Origin of the sequence: Streptomyces smaragdinus, assembly GCF_009604385.1 — a bacterium.
In the GTDB taxonomy this organism is placed as follows: domain Bacteria; phylum Actinomycetota; class Actinomycetes; order Streptomycetales; family Streptomycetaceae; genus Streptomyces; species Streptomyces smaragdinus.
Genome location: NZ_WEGJ01000009.1, coordinates 154,373 through 173,738 on the forward strand (window position 1 = coordinate 154,373; position 19,366 = coordinate 173,738).

The following is a 19,366-nucleotide window of genomic DNA, read 5'->3' on the forward strand; positions in this document are numbered from 1 at the left end:
CGTCGCTTGTTGGGAACACCGCGAAAGCCCGGATCGAAGGAGCAGCGCCGAGATGGCCCGCCGCAGCACCAAGGCCCCGCCGCCGGAGGAGTACGAGGAGCGCATCCTCGACGTCGACGTCGTCGACGAGATGCAGGGCTCCTTCCTGGAGTACGCCTACTCCGTCATCTACTCGCGTGCGCTGCCCGACGCCCGCGACGGACTCAAGCCGGTGCACCGGCGCATCCTGCACCAGATGAACGACATGGGGCTGCGCCCCGAGCGCCCGTACGTCAAGTGCGCGCGCGTCGTCGGCGAGGTCATGGGCAAGCTCCACCCGCACGGCGACTCGGCGATCTACGACGCGCTGGTGCGCCTCGCCCAGCCGTTCTCCATGCGCCTGCCCCTGGTCGACGGCCACGGCAACTTCGGCTCCCTGGGCAACGACGACCCGCCCGCCGCGATGCGGTACACGGAGTGCCGGCCGGCGCCCGCGGCTTCGCTGATGGTCGAGTCGATCGACGAGGACACGGTCGACTTCCAGGACAACTACGACGGCAGCGAGCGCGAGCCCGTCGCCCTCCCCGCCGCCTTCCCGAACCTGCTGGTCAACGGCTCGTCCGGGATCGCGGTCGGCATGGCGACGAACATGCCGCCGCACAACCTCGGCGAGGTCATCGCCGCCGCCCGGCATCTGATCCGCCACCCCGGCGCGGACCTCGAGACGCTGATGCGGTACGTACCGGGTCCGGACCTGCCGACCGGCGGGCGGATCGTCGGGCTGGACGGCATCAAGGACGCGTACGAGACGGGCCGCGGGACGTTCAAGATGCGCGCGACGGTCTCCATCGAGGACGTCACGCCGCGCCGCAAGGGCATCGTCGTCACCGAACTGCCCTTCTCGGTCGGCCCGGAGAAGGTCAAGGCCAAGGTCAAGGATCTGACCAACGCGAAGAAGCTGCAGGGCATCGCCGATCTGAAGGACCTCACCGACCGGGCCCACGGCCTGCGTCTGGTCTTCGAGATCAAGAACGGCTTCAACCCCGAGGCCGTGCTGGAGCAGCTCTACAAGCTGACGCCGATGGAGGAGACCTTCGGCATCAACAACGTGGCCCTGGTCGACGGCCAGCCCCTCACCCTGGGGCTGAAGGAGCTGCTGGAGGTCTATCTCGACCACCGCTTCTCCGTCGTGCGCCGGCGCAGCGAGTTCCGCCGTACGAAGCGCTCCGACCGGCTGCATCTGGTGGAGGGGCTGCTGGTCGCGCTCCTCGACATCGACGAGGTCATCCGCATCATCCGCGGCAGCGAGAACGCGGCGCAGGCGAAGGAGCGCCTGATCGCGCACTTCTCCCTGTCGGAGATCCAGACCCAGTACATCCTGGACACCCCGCTGCGCCGGCTCACCAAGTTCGACCGGCTGGAGCTGGAGGCGGAGCGCGACCGGCTGACGGAGGAGATCGCGGCGCTGACGGCGATCCTCGACTCGGACGCGGAGCTGCGCAAGCTGGTGTCGGGCGAGCTGGCGGCGGTGGCCAAGAAGTACGGCACCGAGCGGCGCACGGTGCTGCTGGAGTCCGCGGGCACGCCGGTCGGCGCGGTGCCGCTGCAGGTGGCGGACGACCCGTGCCGGGTGCTGCTGTCGTCCACGGGGCTGCTGGCCCGGACGGCCAACGGCGAGCCGCTCACGGTGGAGGACGCCAAGCGGTCCAAGCACGACGTGATCGTCTCCGCGGTGCCGTCGACGGCGCGCGGTTCGGTGGGCGCGGTGACCTCGGCGGGCCGGCTGCTGCGGCTGGCGGTGATCGATCTGCCGCAGCTCCCGGACACGGCGGGGCCGCCGACGCTGGCGGGCGGGGCGCCGGTCGCGGAGTTCCTCACCCTGGAGGACGACGAGCGGCTGCTCTGTCTGACGACGCTGGACGAGTCCTCGCCGGGTCTGGCGCTGGGGACGCTGCAGGGCGTGGTGAAGCGGGTCGTGCCGGATTATCCGGCGAACAAGGACGAGCTCGAGGTCATCACGCTCAAGGACGGCGACCGGATCGTGGGGGCGACGGAGCTGCGTACGGGCGAGGAGGACCTGGTGTTCGTCACGTCCGACGCCCAGCTGCTGCGGTACCAGGCGAACCAGGTCCGTCCGCAGGGGCGCCCCGCCGGCGGCATGGCGGGCATCAAGCTGGCGGACGGGGCCGAGGTCATCGCCTTCGACGTCGTGGATCCCGCGGCGGACGCCGTGGTGTTCACGGTCGCGGGGTCCACGGGCGCGCTGGACGGCGCGTGGGTGCAGACGGCGAAGCTCACGCCGTTCGACCAGTTCCCCCGCAAGGGCCGCGCCACGGGCGGCGTCCGCTGCCAGCGCTTCCTGAAGGGCGAGGACCGCCTCACGTTCGCCTGGTCGGGCGCCACGCCGGCCCGCGCGGCGAACAAGAACGGCACCCCGGTCGACCTCCCCGCCCCGGACCCCCGCCGCGACGGCTCGGGCACGCCCCTGGCGAAGACGGTGACGGTGGTGGCGGGGCCGGTTTAGCCGCGCCGGGAGGCGGGCCCACGGGGTCCGGCAACGCGATGTGCGCGGGCGGTGCTTCGGTGCACCGCCCGCGCCCTGCGCATTCCTCCTCCGGAAGGTACCCCCAGAGGGTAGATCTTCCTGTGTCATGGGCATTAGTCCAATGTCAGACCCGTATCAGGACATGACACCTTCATGCCGACCGGAGCACTGGACCAGAGCCGCTCCAGCCCTCCCGACGGCCGCTCATCGCGCTGCGACCCCTGAGGGGCACCCCACGCCCTCCCCTGCCCAGCCACGGGTCGCCCGGAGGATCGGGGGGGTCCCCCACAATGAGCAACGCCCCGCACGGCCACCACCGCTCGATCGGCGCCGCCTTCGCCGTCGCCCTGCTGGCGTCGGTCGGCGTCATCGCACTCGTCTCGACGCTGAGCCTGGCAATCGCCAAGGCAATGAAATCGATCGCCGGCGACGACGTCTCCTTCGACCCGGCAAACGCAGTTTTCTCAGGCCTGGCGTTCGCGGTGGTCGTGGTGGCGCTGACGCTTCAGCAGCGCCAACTACACCACCAGAACGAGCGGTTGACGGATCAGCTGGAGGAGATGACAAAGTCCAACGGTCTGGCAAAACGTAACGAACTCATCGAGATGCGTCGCCTGCATATGGAGATGATCGGCAAGGCCCTAGACAACCCCGAGCTGGTACCTGTGCTGGACACCTACGACGAAGAGATCCCGCTGGAGCTGCAGCGCCAATTCCTGTATGCGAACCTGCTGTTCTGCCACCTCCTGAACCTCTACACACTGGGACAGATAAGCGAGCCGGAAGCTTACGGATACCTCCGGACTACCTGCCACAACGAAATCTTTCGTCAGTTTTGGAAGGCAACGCGGGAACATCGCCGTAGCCTGCGCTACGAATCAGAGGAAGCGTACCTGGGACGAATAGTGGACGGGATCATCAGCCGGATGGAGCAGCAGGGCGACTGGTGGAACGTATAGCAACCTCTAGTCGCAAAATACGGTCATATGGGACATACGACACGTTTCGACGTTAAACCTCGTCGGCCTATGATTTTCACCACGTCGCCGCTAAACTTACGCGGGCAGACGTCGCCGCCCCGGCGCCCGTGCGTCGTCTGGGTGTGGGCATATCAGCCCATGTAGGCGGGGTGATTGTGGCGCCCACACCACACGCGGCGGCGCCTCAAAGAAAGGCGCGCGTGAAGCGTGGATATCGTACGGCGGGTAGGCAGCACTCCTCAGCAACGCGGAAGCACAAATGGTCAAAATTGTCCCGATATTTTCGAACTAAAGGACGGCCGGTTCGCGATCATCGGGACAGAGGCCACCGCTGAGCTCGACGCCCGGCTCCCCCCGGACGCCTCACGCGCCAACTACGAGAGCATCGTTGTGATCTCCCGGCAAACACTCCTCGACGCGGCACGAGACCTTGAGGCGAGGCGCATGCTCGACGCGACCGCATAGTACGACCGGGACGTGGCCTGAGGATGCATCCGCCCCTATCGGCACGGTGCACCCCCTGACCACGTCCCGGTCCACGACCCAGGACCCTGGCCCACCCGAGGCAGGCGATGCGCAGCGGGTTTCACCGCCCACCCCGGGTACCACCACCCTCCCCTCAGAGGCGCAGCCAGACCGCCGTGTCCTGAGGGAGGTGGCCGGTCGACGCGAGGGGGCCGCTCGCGAGCAAGACCGCGGTGTGGGGCGGGAGCTCAAACGCCTCCCCCGCAAAGTTCACCGCGCACACCAGCCCCCCAGGCCGGGTGAACGCCAACACCCCCTCCGGCGTATCGACCCACGTCATCGCCCCGTCCCCGAACCCCTCCTCCGCCCGGCGCAGCCGCAGCGCCTCGCGGTACAGCGTCAGCATCGACGACGCGTCCGCGGACTGGCCCTCCACCGCGTACTCCCCCCAGCCGGAAGGCTGCGGCATCCACGGCGGCGCCCCCGCCGACGGACCGAAGCCGTACGACGGACCCGACGGGGTCCACGGCAGCGGGACGCGACAGCCGTCACGGCCGGGGTCGACACCGCCCGAGCGGAAGTGCATCGGGTCCTCGATCCGGTCGAGCGGGATGTCCGCCTCCGGAAGCCCCAGTTCCTCCCCCTGGTAGAGGTACACCGCCCCCGGGAGGGCCAGGGACAGGAGGGCCGCCGCACGGGCGCGGCGCGTGCCCAGCGCGAGGTCCGTCGGCGTACCGAAGCGCTTGGCCGAGAACTCGAACCCCGTCCCCGGGGACGGATCCGCCCGCCCGTACCGGGTGACCGTCCGCGTCACGTCGTGGTTGCACAGCACCCACGTGGCGGGCGCCCCCACCGGCGCGTGATACGCCAGCGTCTGGTCGATGGACGTACGAAGCTCCGTCGCCCGCCACGGCCGCGCCAGGAAGTCGAAGTTGAACGCCGTATGGAGTTCGTCGGGCCGCAGGTAGCGGGCGAACCGCGAAGGGTCCGGCACCCAGAGCTCCCCGATCAGGACCCCGCCGTACTCGTCGGCGATCGCCCGCCACGACCGGTAGATCTCGTGGAGCTCGTCCCGGTCGACAAAGGGATGCGGATCACGCCCGGGAACGAAGTCCGGCAAGGAGGGATCCTTGGCGGCCAGCGCCGCCGAGTCGATCCGCACCCCCGCGGCCCCCCGCTCGAACCAGAACCGCAGCACCTCCTCGTGCTCCACCCGCACCTGCGGATGCGCCCAGTTGAGATCCGGCTGTCCCTCGTCGAAGAGGTGGAGGTACCACTGCCCGTCCGCGACCCGCGTCCACGGCACCCCGCCGAACTCCCCCACCCAGTCGTTCGGCGGCACGGACCCGTCCTCCCCCCGCCCCTCGCGGAAGTGGAACAGTGACCGTTCCGGGGAGCCGGGCCCGGCGGCGAGGGCCGCCTCGAACCAGGGGTGCCGGGCGGACACGTGGTTCGGCACGATGTCGATGATCGTACGGATGTCGAGTTCCCGCGCCTCGGCGATGAGCTTCTCCGCCTCCGCGAGCGTGCCGAACGCGGGGTCGATGGAACGGTAGTCGGCGACGTCGTAGCCCCCGTCGACCATCGGCGACCGGTACCAGGGGTTGAACCACAGCGCGTCGACGCCGAGCTCGGCCAGGTACGGGAGTCTGGACCGGACGCCGGCCAGGTCCCCGGTGCCGTTCCCGTCGGCGTCGGCGAAGCTGCGGACATAGACCTGGTAGATGGCGGCGTCGCGCCACCAGTCGGGACGGTTCTCCGCCACGGCAAGGGTTCCTTTCGGGCAGGCGGGGGCACGGTCATGGCACAGCGGGGCGAACGGCCTGGTCAGCCCTTGAGGCCGCCGGCCGTGAGACCGCTCATGATGTTCCGCTGGAAGACGAGGAAGAACAGCAGCGTCGGGACGGACGCGATGGTGAGCGCGGCGATCAGGGTGTTCAGCGGCACGCCCGTCGACAGCGAGTAGATCCCGATGTTGAGGGTCTGCGCCGCGGGGTCCGGCAGCGTGAGCATCGGCCAGAGGAAGTCCTTCCACACCCCGACGACGGCGAAGATCGACACGACGCCGAGGATGGGCCGGGACATCGGCAGGATCACGGACCACAGGGTGCGGGCCGCGGACGCCCCGTCCATGGCGGCGGCGTCCATCAGCTCCCTCGGGATCGAGTCGAAGAAGCGCTTGAGCAGGAAGATGTTGAAGGCGTTGGTGACGGACGGCAGCCAGATCGCCCAGGGGCTGTTGAGGAGGTTGCGCTCCACGATCGGCACGTCGATGACGGTCAGGTACTGCGGGACGATCAGCACGGTCGCCGGGATCATCAGCGTGGCGAGCATCGCGCCGAGGATCACCTTGCCGAAGACGGGCCGGAGTTTGGACAGGGAGTAGGCCGCGGCGACGTCGAACACGAGCTGGAAGGCGAGCGCCCCGAAGGCGTAGAAGAGGGTGTTGCCGAGCAGCCGGGCGAGGTCCATGAGCTGCCAGGCGTCGGAGTAGTTACCGGGTTCGACGGTGTGCGGGACGGCGGTCGGCGGGGTCTGGATGACCTCCTGGGTGCTCTTCAGTCCGCCGGAGACCATCCAGTAGAGGGGCCCGAGGAAGATCACGGTGAAGAGGCCGAGGACCAGGGCGAGGACGATCCAGTACGTGATCCTCCCGCGCCGGCGGGCGAGCTGGGCCGGGGAGATCAGGGTCCGCTGACGGATTTCGACGGCTGCCATCGCGTAACCCCTAACCCTCGTCGCCGGCGCGGCTGAGGCGTGTGTACGCCGCGGAGAACGCGGCGAGCAGGACGAGCAGCACCAGGCCGAGGGCGGCCGCGGCGCCGTAGTTGTTGAAGCTGAAGGCGTACTGGTAGATGAGGTAGACGACGGTCGTGGTGGAGCCCTCGGGGCCGGCGCCGCCGGTCAGCAGGAAGGGTTCGGTGAAGACCTGCATGGTGGCGATGATCTGGAGCAGCAGCATCAGGGAGAGGATCAGCCGGGTCTGCGGCACGGTGACGTGCCAGATCTTGCGCCACAGTCCGGCCCCGTCGAGTTCGGCGGCCTCGTACAGCTCGCCGGGTATGCCCTGCAGGGCGGCGAGGTAGATGAGGGTGGCGCCGCCCATGTTCATCCAGGTGGAGGCGAGGACGATGCAGAGCATGGCGGTGTCGCTGGATTGCAGCCACTGTTGTTCGGGCAGGCCCACGGCGCCGAACGCGGCGTTGAACAGCCCGTACCCCGGGTCGTACAGGTATTTGAAGAGGAGTACGGAGGCGACCGGCGGCAGCATCACCGGCAGGTAGACCAGCAGCCGCAGATAGCCCTGGCCGTGGCGGAGTTCGTTGAGCAGGACGGCGACGAGGAACGGGACGACGAAGCCGAGCAGCAGCGCCAGCCCCGTGAACAGCAGGGTGTTGCGCCACGCCTGCCAGAAGGCGGGATCGTTGGCGATGTAGCGCAGATTGTCCAGGCCGACCCAGACCGTCCGGCCGTCCTCGGTCTTCTGGAAGGCGAGGAAGAACTCCCGGACCATCGGGTACCAGGAGAAGAACCCGAAGCACAGCACCGCGCCGATCAGGAAGCCGTGCGCGGAGACGTTGCGCCGGAAGGCGCGGGCGAAGGCGGCGCGGCCGTCCGTGGCGGGCCCGCGGGCGGGGCCGTGGCGGACGCCGGCGGGGGACTTCGGGGCGGTCAGGGCGGACATGGGACGCTCCCGGTGGAGTCGGGCGGGGCCGGAGCTGCCGCTCCGGCCCCGTCAGCCGGTTACTGGTTCGCCAGGACCTGGTTGACCTGGGTCTCGGCGGTGCTGAGGAGCTTGGCGACGTCGGCGTTCTTGTTGGTGAGGACGCCGGACATCACGTTGTCGAGGACCTTGTAGATTTCCTGCGCCTTCGGCGGCTCGGCCTTGCCGGGGACGGGGTTGTCCATGAAGGCCTTGAAGTTCTCCACCGGCATGGTGGAGTTCTCGCCGCGGGTGGCGTCGTCCTGCGTCTTGGCGTCCCCGGTGAAGAGGTTGGGCTGCGGCAGGCCCACGGGCAGGCCGTCGGCCTTGGTGCGAGCCCAGTCGAACTGGCCCTTGCCGGGGGTGAGGAACTTGAAGTTCAGCCAGGCGATGGCGGCCTTGATCTTGTCGGGCGAGCTGCCCTTCTTGATCATGTAGTCGTTGCCGCCGAAGAGGGTGGCCTTGGCGCCGGGGATCGGGCCCATCCCGAAGTTCTCGTACTTGGCCTTCAGGTTCTGCACCATGTACGTGATGTCGTCGGGGGCGGCAAGGAACATGCCGAGCTTGTCGGCGGCCATCTGCTTCTGCAGGTCGCCCCACTTGAGCAGCTGGGTCTTGCCCATGCTGTCGTCGTCCCAGCGCATCGCCCGCAGGTTCTCGACGACCTGCTTGCCGGTCTCGTCGTTGAACGCGGCCTTCGTCCCGTCGGCGCTGACGACCTCCCCGCCCAGGCCGTAGGTGGCGGCGGTGAAGTGCCAGCCGCCGGTGTTGGCGGCGCTGTACTCGCCGTAGCCGGCGACACCCTTGCCGAGCGCGGCGATCTTCTTGGCGGCGGTACGCACCTCCTCCCAGGTGGCGGGCGGGGTGTTGGGGTCGAGGCCGGCCTCTTCGAAGAGCTTGCGGTTGATCAGCAGGCCCATCGTGTAGTTGCTGTACGGGAGGCCGTACTGCTTGCCGTCCTTCTTCATGACGTCCATGACGCCCGGGTCGATGCCCTTGAGCGCCGGGAGGGTCTTGTCGTTGACGTACGCGGAGATGTCCTCGGCGCCGTCGTTGTCGAGGACCTGCTGGAGGTCGGTGAAGTACGTGTAGAACACGTCCGGCTGCGACTTGGCCTTCAGCATCGCGGTGAAGCGCGGCGGCTCGAGGCAGGGGTCGGTCTGCTTGCCCTGGATCGTGACGTTCGGGTACGTCTTGTTGAACTCGGCGACGTCCTCCTTCCACTCCTTCAGCTCGGCGGCCTTGGTGGCCGGCGGCATGCAGTCGATGGTCAGAGTCACCTTGGTCTTCGGGTCGAGCGGCGCGCCGGCGTCGGCCGCGGCGGGCTTGCTGTCGTCACCGCCGTCGTCGTCGCTGCTGGAGGTACCGCAGGCGGCGAGCAGCGTCGCGAGGGTGGCCGCCGCGGCGGCGACCGCCAGGGTTCTGCGGTGTGCGGACGGGCGTGGAAACGTTCTGGTGGTGCGGAGCCGGGAGCTGATCATCATTGGTCCCCTTCGGACGGCTGCGGCACGGCTGGCGTACAGGGGTGTGGCGCGGGACACTCAACCACGGGGATCAGCTCGACGCAATATCTCGTGCAGTCTCTGCAAAATTACGACTAGATCTCGGATGTTCACGACGACTCGTTGTCGCGGCACAAAAACGGCGGCGCCCGGGCGCCGCCGTTCCACCGCGGGGCGCGTCGCCGCGCCCCCTCGTCCTACCCGCGCCGGATGCCCGTCGACCCCCGTACCACCAGCTCCGGTTCGAAGAGCAGTTCGTCCGCCGCCACCGACGAGCCCTCGATCTGCGCGGCCAGCAGCTCCACCACCGAGCGGCCCATCGCCTCGATCGGCTGGCGGACCGTCGTCAGCGGCGGGGCGGTGCAGTTCATGAACGCCGAGTCGTCGTACCCGACGACCGACACGTCGCCGGGGACGTCCAGCCCCGCCCGGCGGGCCGCGCGCACCACGCCCAGGGCGAGCGGGTCGCTGGCGCAGATGAAGCCCGTGACCCCGTCGGCGATCAGCCGGGCCGCCGCGGCCTGACCGCTCTCCAGCGAGTACTGGGCGCGCGCCACCTGGGCGTCGGGCAGGGCGAGTCCGGACGCCGCCGCCTCCTTGCGCGCCGCGTCCAGCTTGCGCCGCGAGGGCATGTGGTCCTGCGGGCCCAGGACGAGCCCGATCCGCTCGTGGCCCAGCGACGCCAGATGCCGCCACGCCTGTTCCACGGCGACGACGTCATCGCAGGCGACGGTCGGGAACCCGAGGTCGTCGATGGACGCGTTGATGAGCACCACCGGGATCTTCCGGTCGGCGAGCCGCTTGTAGTGGTCGTGCGCCGCCTCGGCCTGGGCGTACAGCCCGCCGGCGAAGATCACCCCGGAGACCTGCTGCTGGAGCAGCAGCTCCACGTAATCCGCCTCGGAGACACCGCTCTTGGTCTGGGTGCACAGCACCGGCGTCAGCCCGCGCTGGGCGAGCGCGCCGCCGATCACCTCGCCGAACGCGGGGAAGATCGGGTTCTGCAGCTCGGGCAGGACCAGGCCCACCAGCCGGGCCCGTTCGCCGCGCAGCTGGGTGGGGCGCTCGTAGCCCAGGACGTCGAGCGCGGACAGCACGGCCGCTCTGGTCGACTCCGACACCCCTGGCTTGCCGTTCAGCACCCGGCTGACGGTGGCCTCCGAGACCCCGACCTTCTTCGCAACTTCCGCAAGGCGACGTGTCATAACACGCAAGCTTAGCGCAAGAAACGCAAGCCGTTTGCGTTGTGGAGGAGATTTCCCGGCCGGACAAGGCCGCGCGACCACTACCCCCGCGTACAAAAACCAGCACCTTGATCTCCCTGCCCGGCACCGGCGGAGTTAGGCTCACCTACGTGATCATGTGCGCGACGGCTTCCCGGGAGCTGGCCGAACCACTCGCGGCGACGGCCGCCACCGCCCGGACCTGGCTGCTGCTGGAACAGACCGGGCCGTGGGGTGCGAACGCCCTGCTGGACAGCCACCTCGACCCGGAGCTCGGCCGGGCCCTGGAGGCCGCCGCCGAGGGCACCGGGGTACGGCTCGCCCTCATCCGGCGGCCCGGCCGGCACGCGGACTGCCATCAGCCCGCCAGCCGCCGCTTCTTCGTCGCCCACACCGCCCCCGGCAACGCCTGGGTCCGCCACGGCACGACGGCCGACCCCCGAGAGCTTCTCGGACTCGACTTCGCCGCGCTCGGCGCCGGGACCGAGCCGCCGGGAACGGCGCCGTACGACGGCGACACCCTCGCGTTCGTCTGCACCAACGGCAAACGCGACCGCTGCTGCGCCCTCCTCGGCCGCCCGCTCGCCGCCGCCCTGCGCGCCGCGGGCGGCACGGACACCTGGGAGATCACCCACCTCGGCGGCCACCGCTTCGCCCCCACCCTGCTGCTCCTCCCCCACGGTTACGCCTACGGCCGCGTCTCCGCGCACGCGGTGAAGGAGATCGCCGAGGCCGTGCACGAGGGCCGGGTGGTCCTGGAGGGCTGCCGCGGGCGCTCGACGTGGGACCGGCCGGGGCAGTGCGCCGAGCTGGCGGTACGGTCCCACGCGGGCGTGGCCGGCGCCGACGACCTCACCGTCGTACGGACCGAGGGCGCGAACCCGGCGTGGACGGTGCTGGTACGGCACCGGGACGGACGGTCGTGGTCGGTGGACGTCACCGCGACGGCCGGACCCGAGCCGTCCCCGGCGAGCTGCGGGGCACCGGCGCTGCCCCAACTGCGCCTGACCGCGGGGGAACCGCGATCGCTCCCGCGCTGAGTGTCGGACCCGGCCGCTAGCCTTGCGGACATGGACACCCCCGACGACGTGGCCGCGCAACTCGCCCTGATCGAGCGGGCGCTGACGCTGCCGTTCCCCGAGGCCGAGTCCGGGGAGGGCCACTGGTGGAGCGGGCCCGGCCACCACGTGCTGACGCTGCACCGCACCCGGGACTTCTGGGAGCCCGACGGCCCAGACGACCACGAGCAGGCCGACCGGGAGATCGAGGCGGTCCATGCCGCCCTCACCGGCGCGCTCCGGGCCCGCTGGGGACCGGCCGTGGACGTCGACCTGGCCCCGTATCTCGGCCTCGACGGCCCAGACGACCACGAGCAGGCCGACCGGGAGATCGAGGCGGTCCATGCCGCCCTCACCGGCGCGCTCCGGGCCCGCTGGGGACCGGCCGTGGACGTCGACCTGGCCCCGTATCTCGGCCTCGACTGGGACCTGCAGCCGCCCGGGCACGTCCCGGAGCCGATCGCCCACCTGTGCAACCAGGCAGGCTCGATGGAGCTCTGGCAGCCCCCGGACACGGACCGCTGGCTGGGCGTGGCCGTAGGACAGGCCGACACCGAATTCCCCCTCGAGCTCCTGGCGGCGACAGGCGGCCCGGCGTCCCTCCCGGAACGCCGGACCGCCGCCGACTGGCCGCCGCGCGAGTGGTAGCCCCGCGCCCTACACCGCCCCGGCCCCCGTCAGGGCCCGGACCTCCGTCTCCGCGTGCCGGGCCGGATCCGCCGGGGACGGCGACGTCACCGTGCCCAGCCACCCGAAGAGGAAGCCCAGCGGGATCGACACCAGCCCCGGGTTCTCCAGGGGGAAGAGATGGAAGTCCACCGACGGCACCAGCGCCTGCTCACTGCCCGACACCACCGGCGAGAACACCACCAGCAGCAGCGCCGGGACCAGCCCCCCGTACACCGACCACACCGCGCCCCGCTCCGTGAAGCGCCGCCAGAACAGCGAGAACAGCAGCACCGGCAGATTCGCCGAGGCCGCGACCGCGAAGGCCAGCCCCACCAGGAACGCCACGTTCTGATCGCGGGCCAGCAGCGCCAGCGCGATCGCCACCGCCCCGATCCCGACCGCCGACACCCGGGCGACCTTCACCTCGCTCCACCCCTGCCGCCCGTGACGGCGGCGCAGCGAGGTGTACAGATCGTGCGCCACGGCCGCCGAGGACGCCAGGGTGATCCCCGCGACGACCGCCAGGATCGTGGCGAACGCCACGGCGGCGACAATCGCGAAGAGGATCGTCCCCCCGGTCGAGCCCGCCCCGCCGCCCAGCGCCAGCGACAGATACGGCAGCGCGGAGTTGCCCGACGCGTCGCCCTCGCGCACCCCGTCGGAGCCCAGCACCGCCGCGGCCCCGAAGCCGAGGACGATCGTCATCAGATAGAAGCTGCCGATCAGCCCGATCGCCCAGACCACCGAACGCCGCGCGGCCCGCGCGGTCGGCACGGTGTAGAAGCGCGACAGGATGTGCGGCAGCCCCGCCGTGCCCAGCACCAGGGCCAGACCCAGACTGATGAAGTCCAGCCGGGACACCGTGTCCTGCCCGTACCGCAGCCCCGGGCCGAGGAACGCGCCGCCGTGCCCGCTGCGTTCGGCGGCGGTGTTCAGCAGCTCGTTCAGATTCCCGTGGAAGCGGATCAGGACCAGCACGGTGAGCGTGATCGCGCCGCCCATCAGCAGGACCGCCTTGACGATCTGGATCCACGTCGTCGCCCGCATCCCGCCGAAGACGACGTACGTGACCATCAGCGCCCCGACCCCGGCCATCGCCCAGCCCCGCTGCGCCCCGCCGGAAGCACCCAGCAGCAGCGCCACCAGGCTGCCCGCGCCGACCATCTGCGCCACCAGATACAGCACGGACACGGTGACCGACGAGGTACCCGCCGCGATCCGCACCCGGCGGGCCCGCATCCGGGCGGCGACCACGTCGGCGAGGGTGAACCGGCCGCAGTTGCGCACCAGTTCGGCGACCAGCAGCAGCACGACGAGCCACGCCACCAGGAAGCCGACGGAGTACAGCACCCCGTCGTACCCGTACAGCGCGATCAGCCCCGAGATACCGAGGAAGGAGGCGGCCGACATGTAGTCGCCGGAGATGGCGAAACCGTTCTCCAGGGGTGAGAAAAGCCGCCCGCCCGCGTAGAACTCCTCCGCCGTTCCGTGCCGGCTGCGGCTCGCCCAGCTGGTGATCGCCAGGGTCAGCGCCACGAACACGCTGAACAGGAAGAGAGCGAGTGTCTGGTGTTCTGAAGTCACAGGTTGGAGTCCCGCCGAGTCTGCATCGTCACGTCCCACCGCAGGTCCAGCGCCGCCTGATCCCGGCGCAGCCGGGCGTGCCGGGCATACGCCCAGGTGAGCAGGAAAGTCGTGGCGAACTGGCCGAGACCGGCCAGCAGGGCCACGTTCACCGCGCCCGCCACCTGGCGCGCCATCAGCCCCGGCGCCGCCGTGGCCGCGATCACGTACGCCAGATACCAGCCGAGGAACGCGACCGCCGCGGGGACGACGAACCGCCGGTACTGCGAACGCACCTCCCGGAACTCCGGGCTGCGCTGAACGGCCAGATACACCTCGTCCGTACGGTCACCGGGCGCCGCCCGGGGCGGCGGCACGGCCACCGGCTCCCCGGCCGCGTCACCGTCCCAGTCGCCCCAGTGGTCCACCGGCACGTCGTACCAGGGATCCTCCAGAGAGGCGGGAGCGGATCCGGCATCGGACCCGTCGTACTTGTCCACCGGGCTCTCCTCGGCGTTGGGACTGGCGCTCGCCACGATTCGCCCAGAATGGTCGGCCGCGTTCCCGACGTGCCACACAATCCCGGACCTTCACACAATCAGGTGACGCCCCCTGGCAATCCCGGCGAATCCCGGTCAGGATGTCCGTTCGCGGGCTAGCACGTCCGTACGGCGGTCCCTGGCCGGAAAACGCGGGGGCACCCGGAAAACGGGAGGCGCCCTCCCCGCGCCTTCCCTAGGGTCGGCCCCCGTGCCCTCCCTCCTGCGCGAACGCCCCTTCCTGCTGCTGGCCTCGGCCCGCACCATCTCCGTCCTCGGCAACTCCTTCGCCCGCGTCGCCCTCGCCTTCGCCGTCCTCGGACTCCCCGGCGCCACCCCCGCCGAGCTCTCCCTCGTCCTCGCCTGCCAGGCCCTGCCCGTCGTGCTGTTCGTCCTGGTCGGCGGGGTGATAGCGGACCGGATGTCACGGTCGCGGGTGATGGTCCTGGCCGAGCTGGGCGGTGGCGTGGCCTACGCGGCGCTGGCCGCGATGGTGCTGAGCGGACACGCGCCGCTGTGGGCGCTGTGCGTGCTGGCGGCGTTCGCCGGGAGCGCGAGCACGCTGTTCCATCCGGCGTCCGAGGGCGTGGTGCCGCTGATCGTCGACGAGCGCCGGCTGCAGCGGGCCAACGGACTGCTGCGGATGGGCATGAACAGCGCGACGGTGCTGGGCCTGGCCCTCTCCGGCATCACCGTCGCCTTCCTCGGCGCGGGCTGGGCCCTCGCCGTCAACGCCGCCTCGTACCTGGTCAGCGCCGCCCTCATCGCCGGACTGCGGCTCGCCGAGCCGCCCCGCGGGACGACCTCGCCGCTGCAGGATCTGGCCAGGGGCTGGCGGGAGTTCGCCGCCCGCCAGTGGCTGTGGGCGGTCGTCGTGCAGTTCACCTTCGTCGTCGCCGCCATCAACGCCATGGCCGGCGTCCTGGGCCCGCTCCTCGCGGAGGACGAACTCGGCGGCGCCCGGGCCTGGTCCGCGCTCGTCACCGCCCAGGCCGTCGGCATGGTCGCCGGCGCCGGACTCGCGGCCCGGCTGCGGGTGGGACGGCCGGTCCTGGTGGCCGTGCTGGCCACGTTCGTCTTCGCGGCGCCCATGCTGCTGCTCGGGCTGCGGGCGCCGCTGTGGGCGACGGCGGCCGCGATGTTCTGCTCGGGGATCGCCCACGACGTGTTCGGGGTGCTGTGGGCGACGACCATGCAACGGGAGATCCCGCAGGACGTGCTGTCGCGCGTCGCGTCGTACGACCTCCTCGGCTCGGTCGCGTGCGCCCCGCTCGGGCTCTTCGTCGCGGGACCGATCGCCGCCGTGACGGGCCCGGCTCCCGCCCTCGCCGGCTGCGCCGCCCTCGTCGTCCTGGCCGGCGCGGGCGCGCTGCTGTCGCCGCAGGTACGGCGGCTGCGCGCCGTCCCTCAGCCGGCCTGAAGGGCGGCGCGGAGCTCCCCGGGCGACGCGTTGCCGCCGGTGCACATCACGGCCACCCGCCGGCCCTCGAACCGCTCCGGGTACGTACGCAGCGCGGCCAGTGCCGCCGCGCCCGCGCCCTCGGTCAGCACATGGGCGTCCACCAGCAGCTCCGCCTGCGCCGACGTGATCGCCTCGTCGGACACCAGCACGAAGTCGTGCAGCCCCTCACGCATCACCCGCTGCGTGAGGTCGAAGCCGGACCCGGTGGCCAGCCCCTCCGCCCGGGTCCGGTTGGGACGTTCGACGAGCTCACCGGCCCGCCACGACTCGCACGCCGCCGGCGACTCCCGCGACTGCACCGCGACCACCCGGCACCCGGGCGCCACCGCCGCCGCCACCAGACACGCCGCGGCCGCCCCGCTGCCGCCCCCGACGGGCACGATCACCGTGTCCGTGTCCGGCGCCTGCTCGAACAGCTCCAGATACGCCGTCGCCACCCCGGCCAGCAGCGCCGGCTCGTTCGCGGCGGACACCAGCCGCATCCCCCGCCCGGCGGCGATCTTCTCCGCGTGCGGCCGCGCCTCGTCGAACGTCGCCCCGTACTCGACGAGCTCCGCCCCCCACGCCCGTACGGCCTTCGCCTTGCCCGGGTTGGGGTGCTCCGGCATCACGATCACGCACGGCGCCCCGAACACGGCGGCGGCGTGCGCCAGGGACTGCGCGTGGTTCCCGGTGGAGTAGCCGACGACACCGCGCGCCCGCTCCACGTCGCTCAGACCGGCCAGCAGGGTGAGCCCGCCGCGGACCTTGAAGGCGCCGGTGGGCTGGGTGTTCTCGAGCTTGAGCACCAGACTCGCGGCGGGCCCCGGGTCGAGGGTGGGGTACGAGCGCAGCGGGGTCGGCGCCAGCAGCGGCGCGAGGATACGGCGGGCTCGCAGGACGTCGGTGAGAGTCGGAGGTCGCATGAGGGAAGGCTGACAGCCCGGGCACCCATAGGTCCAATGCCAATATGGGCAGAGAGCATAGACAACACCTATGAGTCATCGCCGCCCGGAGACCGCCCATGGACCTGACCCGACTCCGTATCCTCGCCGCCGTCGCCCGCGAGGGATCCGTGACGGCCGCCGCCGACGCCCTCGGCTACGCCCAGCCCTCCGTCAGCCACCAGCTCGCCCGGCTCGAGGAGGAGGCCGGCCTGCCCCTCGTCCAGCGCGCCGGGCGCGGCATCCGGCTGACGGAAGCCGGCCGGCTGCTCGCCGAACGCGCCGAGGAGATCACCGGCCGCGTGGCCTCCGCCCGCGCCGAACTCGACGCGCTGGCCGGGCTGCACACCGGCCGGGTCCGGCTGGCGGCGTTCCCCACCGCCCTCGCCATGCTCGTCCCCCCGGCCGCCGCCCGCCTCGCCCGCACCCACCCCGGCGTCGAACTCGCCCTCACCGAGGCCGAACCGCCGCAGGCGCTGGCGGCACTGCGCCGCGGCGACGTGGACGTGGCACTCACGTTCGACCACCGCGACGAACCGCGGCCCGGCCTCCTCCACCTCACCACGACGCCCCTGCTCACGGAGCCGATGTACCTGGTCACCCCGCGCACCGCAGACCCCACGCAGGATCTCGCCGCCCACGCCTCCGCGCGCTGGATCACCGGCTGCGAACGCTGCCGCGCCCACCTCCTGGCCTCCTGCGCCCGCGCGGGCTTCACCCCGGCGATCGGCTTCGAGACGGACGACTACGTCGCCGTCCAGTCCCTGGTCGCCGCAGGCCTGGGCGTCAGCACCCTCCCGGCCCTGGCCCTGAAGGCCCACCGCAACCCGTCGGTCACCCTCCACCGCCTCCCGGCCGACCACCGCCACCTGTCCACCGCGTACTACGGCAAGCCCCCGGCCCCCGCCCCGGTCCAGGCCCTTCTGACGGCACTGCACGAGACGGCGGGGCCGCCGCACCGGTGGCCCCGCTGACGCCGCCCGGGTCAGGGGGCACGCAGCACGAGGCCGCCGGTGCCGGCGATGCAGGCGTCGGAGGTGGTGGGGGTGATGGTGTACGACGGGCCGTCCGCCACCTGCCGTACCGCCCGGACCGGGACGGCCACCAGATCCCCCGTCATCTCGGTGACGTCACGCCGCCGCGTGCGCCGTCCCCCGAGCCGCGCGTCGAACCGACAGGCCCAGGGCACCTGTCGCCACAGGAACCGCAGACGCTCCATGGCCTCCAGGGAGGTGACGGTCAGGACGTAGCTCTCCCCGGAATGGATCACCTGACCCCGGTGCTCGGCGCTCATGGGCCGTCTGGTGGACCACGAGACGAGTACCCCGAACTGCAGGAAAAGCGAGCACAGCGCGTCGACCAGGGCACGCGACGCGGTGGCGAACTGGATGCGGTCCCCTTTCCTGGCCTTGGTGCCGTCACCCAGGAAATAGCCCTCCAGGAAAGCCATCTGCACGGCCGGCCCGGCGTTCAGGATCACATCCGGCAGGGTCTTGTCCCGTGCGGTCGTGCCCAGCGGTGTGGTCTTCAGCCACCGGGCGAGCATGCCGGAGTGCACGATCACACTGCGCAGCCCCGGCCTGTCGTCCCGGACGTCAATCTTGGCCTGCCGCCCGCAGACCGTCTCGATCGCCGACAGCAATTCCTCCTCGTAGGGGATGTCGTCCGCACCGAGCGAGAAGGCCAGCCGGCCCCTGGTGTCCTGGGACCCCTCCGCCAGATACCAGCCGAGGAGGTGCCCCAGCGGCTCGTCGAGTTCGAGGAAGCGCGGCCGGGCCTCCGCACGGTGGGCACACGCGTACAGATTCAGCTCGTGGCTGTCGGGTTCGCCGGCGAGCCACAGCAGATCGTCCCGGCTGAGATCCGGCAGCCAGGCGGCCGCGGATGTCTTGCGGTAACGGGCGTTGCCCGTCGAGTCCGAGGTCGACGCCCAGCTCTGCACGAGCGGATCGACGAATTCCGCCTCGGCCGGCCATTCCATGTCCAGTTCCGCCAGATAACGCCGGAGGCCGTCCTCGGTCGGGAGGCTGCGGCAGGTCTCGAACTCGCTGATGCTGCACGCCTGTCGGTAGCCGATCCGCCGGGCCATCTCGGCTCCGGTGATACCGGTGCGTCTGCGGGCGTCCTTCAGCCGTCGCCAGTGCTCCAGCGGAACACGGACCCGGCGTTCGTTCCGGCGCAGATGCGTCGGCTGCCGCGCCACGGCCTGCCGCACCCGGAGCCTGCGGACGGCCTCCCCCTCGATCCGGACGGCGCCGTCCGCACCCGCCGTCTTGAGTTCACCGGCGAGATCGATCCTGCGCCAAGGATCGCCGACACGTGGCACGCGCTGCGGAATGACCACACGGTCACCGGGTACGAGAGCACCGGCTGTCCGCCAGACGGGCCCGCCCTGTTCCAGCATCAGCACACCCTGGTCCGGGGTGACCGAGACACACCGGCCGTACGCGGCCTCGACTCGCAGCAGGGTGCCGGTCGAGGCCGCGGGGCCGCTCACCTCGGCGGGCCCCGTCCGCACCGTGAGGCTCGCGGTGTCACAGCCGAGCACGCCGGCCACGCCGTCCCGTGGAACGGCGCCCAGCCTCCTCAGGCCGTACCGCCCCTCCGCACTCACGAAAAGCGCGTGCTCGTCTCCCCCGACTCCCATACGGAACTCCTTATCCCGATCATCCGATGGGATCACTGTTCCGAGCCGGGGCGGCCGGGGGGTGGAATCCACCCTTCGATCACCCGCCCGAGTGACGGAGGGGCGAGC

The 19,366-nt window shown here is 71.1% G+C and carries 15 protein-coding genes; 6 read left to right on the plus strand and 9 right to left on the minus strand.

The window, feature by feature from the left end:
- The first annotated feature begins 52 nt into the window (after positions 1–52).
- Both SRB5_RS15430 and SRB5_RS15435 read left to right on the plus strand, forming a co-directional pair.
- Positions 53–2,503, plus strand: a complete 2,451-nt coding sequence (locus SRB5_RS15430) for a DNA gyrase/topoisomerase IV subunit A (protein ID WP_153452525.1) — start codon at positions 53–55, stop codon at positions 2,501–2,503.
- Positions 2,504–2,814: 311 nt separating this feature from the next.
- Positions 2,815–3,483, plus strand: a complete 669-nt coding sequence (locus SRB5_RS15435) for a DUF6082 family protein (RefSeq protein ID WP_153452526.1) — start codon at positions 2,815–2,817, stop codon at positions 3,481–3,483.
- Positions 3,484–4,123: 640 nt separating this feature from the next.
- Here SRB5_RS15435 and SRB5_RS15440 read toward each other — a convergent pair.
- The 5 genes from SRB5_RS15440 to SRB5_RS15460 form a co-directional block, all read right to left on the minus strand.
- Positions 4,124–5,734: a glycoside hydrolase family 13 protein gene (locus tag SRB5_RS15440; RefSeq protein ID WP_323377954.1), complete on the minus strand. Its 1,611-nt coding sequence runs from the start codon at positions 5,732–5,734 to the stop codon at positions 4,124–4,126.
- Positions 5,735–5,796: 62 nt separating this feature from the next.
- The gene (locus tag SRB5_RS15445; protein WP_323377961.1) at positions 5,797–6,672 is read right to left on the minus strand and encodes a carbohydrate ABC transporter permease; all 876 of its coding nucleotides are present in this window, start codon (positions 6,670–6,672) and stop codon (positions 5,797–5,799) included.
- A gap of 25 nt (positions 6,673–6,697) precedes the next feature.
- Complete coding sequence (locus SRB5_RS15450) at positions 6,698–7,654, minus strand: carbohydrate ABC transporter permease (protein ID WP_153452528.1); 957 nt, start codon at positions 7,652–7,654, stop codon at positions 6,698–6,700.
- Between the two features lie 59 nt (positions 7,655–7,713).
- The gene (locus SRB5_RS15455) at positions 7,714–9,153 is read right to left on the minus strand and encodes an extracellular solute-binding protein (protein ID WP_153452571.1); all 1,440 of its coding nucleotides are present in this window, start codon (positions 9,151–9,153) and stop codon (positions 7,714–7,716) included.
- A gap of 218 nt (positions 9,154–9,371) precedes the next feature.
- On the minus strand, positions 9,372–10,379 hold the full coding sequence (locus SRB5_RS15460; protein ID WP_153452529.1) for a LacI family DNA-binding transcriptional regulator: 1,008 nt from the start codon (positions 10,377–10,379) through the stop codon (positions 9,372–9,374).
- Positions 10,380–10,534: 155 nt separating this feature from the next.
- Between SRB5_RS15460 and SRB5_RS15465 the strand changes: the two genes are divergently transcribed.
- Positions 10,535–11,437 carry a sucrase ferredoxin gene (locus tag SRB5_RS15465; RefSeq protein ID WP_153452572.1) on the plus strand — a complete coding sequence of 301 codons (903 nt, stop codon included), beginning with the start codon at positions 10,535–10,537 and terminating at the stop codon, positions 11,435–11,437.
- Positions 11,438–11,467: 30 nt separating this feature from the next.
- Positions 11,468–12,103: a hypothetical protein gene (locus SRB5_RS15470; RefSeq protein ID WP_153452530.1), complete on the plus strand. Its 636-nt coding sequence runs from the start codon at positions 11,468–11,470 to the stop codon at positions 12,101–12,103.
- A gap of 9 nt (positions 12,104–12,112) precedes the next feature.
- Here SRB5_RS15470 and SRB5_RS15475 read toward each other — a convergent pair whose 3' ends face one another.
- On the minus strand, positions 12,113–13,708 hold the full coding sequence (locus tag SRB5_RS15475; RefSeq protein WP_323377955.1) for a solute symporter family protein: 1,596 nt from the start codon (positions 13,706–13,708) through the stop codon (positions 12,113–12,115).
- Entirely contained in the window at positions 13,705–14,223 is a 519-nt protein-coding gene (locus SRB5_RS15480; RefSeq protein WP_323377956.1) for a DUF485 domain-containing protein, read from the minus strand. The genes SRB5_RS15475 and SRB5_RS15480 overlap by 4 nt, the downstream gene beginning before the upstream one ends.
- A 214-nt stretch (positions 14,224–14,437) precedes the next feature.
- On the opposite strand from SRB5_RS15480, the gene SRB5_RS15485 reads away from it, so the two are divergent.
- Positions 14,438–15,646, plus strand: a complete 1,209-nt coding sequence (locus tag SRB5_RS15485; protein ID WP_323377957.1) for an MFS transporter — start codon at positions 14,438–14,440, stop codon at positions 15,644–15,646.
- Here SRB5_RS15485 and SRB5_RS15490 read toward each other — a convergent pair.
- Positions 15,634–16,593: a threonine ammonia-lyase gene (locus tag SRB5_RS15490; RefSeq protein WP_153452533.1), complete on the minus strand. Its 960-nt coding sequence runs from the start codon at positions 16,591–16,593 to the stop codon at positions 15,634–15,636. The two genes, SRB5_RS15485 and SRB5_RS15490, sit on opposite strands and share 13 nt — an antisense overlap.
- Before the next feature lie 98 nt (positions 16,594–16,691).
- Between SRB5_RS15490 and SRB5_RS15495 the strand changes: the two genes are divergently transcribed.
- Positions 16,692–17,585 (plus strand): LysR family transcriptional regulator, encoded by an 894-nt coding sequence (locus SRB5_RS15495; RefSeq protein ID WP_153452534.1) that lies wholly within the window; start codon positions 16,692–16,694, stop codon positions 17,583–17,585.
- 11 nt (positions 17,586–17,596) lie between these two features.
- On the opposite strand, the gene SRB5_RS15500 is transcribed toward SRB5_RS15495, so the two are convergent.
- Positions 17,597–19,258, minus strand: coding sequence for an LAGLIDADG family homing endonuclease (locus SRB5_RS15500; protein ID WP_153452535.1), 1,662 nt, complete (start codon positions 19,256–19,258; stop codon positions 17,597–17,599).
- Positions 19,259–19,366 lie beyond the last annotated feature (108 nt).

Excerpts from the sequence above, each read along its gene's own strand:
- SRB5_RS15430 (WP_153452525.1), top strand. The coding sequence starts at position 53 with ATGGCCCGCCGCAGCACCAAGGCCCCGCCGCCGGAGGAGTACGAGGAG.
- SRB5_RS15450 (WP_153452528.1), bottom strand. The coding sequence starts at position 7,654 with ATGTCCGCCCTGACCGCCCCGAAGTCCCCCGCCGGCGTCCGCCACGGC.
- SRB5_RS15500 (WP_153452535.1), bottom strand. The coding sequence starts at position 19,258 with ATGGGAGTCGGGGGAGACGAGCACGCGCTTTTCGTGAGTGCGGAGGGG.
- SRB5_RS15435 (WP_153452526.1), top strand. The coding sequence starts at position 2,815 with ATGAGCAACGCCCCGCACGGCCACCACCGCTCGATCGGCGCCGCCTTC.
- SRB5_RS15465 (WP_153452572.1), top strand. The coding sequence starts at position 10,535 with ATGTGCGCGACGGCTTCCCGGGAGCTGGCCGAACCACTCGCGGCGACG.
- SRB5_RS15460 (WP_153452529.1), bottom strand. The coding sequence starts at position 10,379 with ATGACACGTCGCCTTGCGGAAGTTGCGAAGAAGGTCGGGGTCTCGGAG.
- SRB5_RS15470 (WP_153452530.1), top strand. The coding sequence starts at position 11,468 with ATGGACACCCCCGACGACGTGGCCGCGCAACTCGCCCTGATCGAGCGG.
- SRB5_RS15490 (WP_153452533.1), bottom strand. The coding sequence starts at position 16,593 with ATGCGACCTCCGACTCTCACCGACGTCCTGCGAGCCCGCCGTATCCTC.
- SRB5_RS15495 (WP_153452534.1), top strand. The coding sequence starts at position 16,692 with ATGGACCTGACCCGACTCCGTATCCTCGCCGCCGTCGCCCGCGAGGGA.
- SRB5_RS15455 (WP_153452571.1), bottom strand. The coding sequence starts at position 9,153 with ATGATCAGCTCCCGGCTCCGCACCACCAGAACGTTTCCACGCCCGTCC.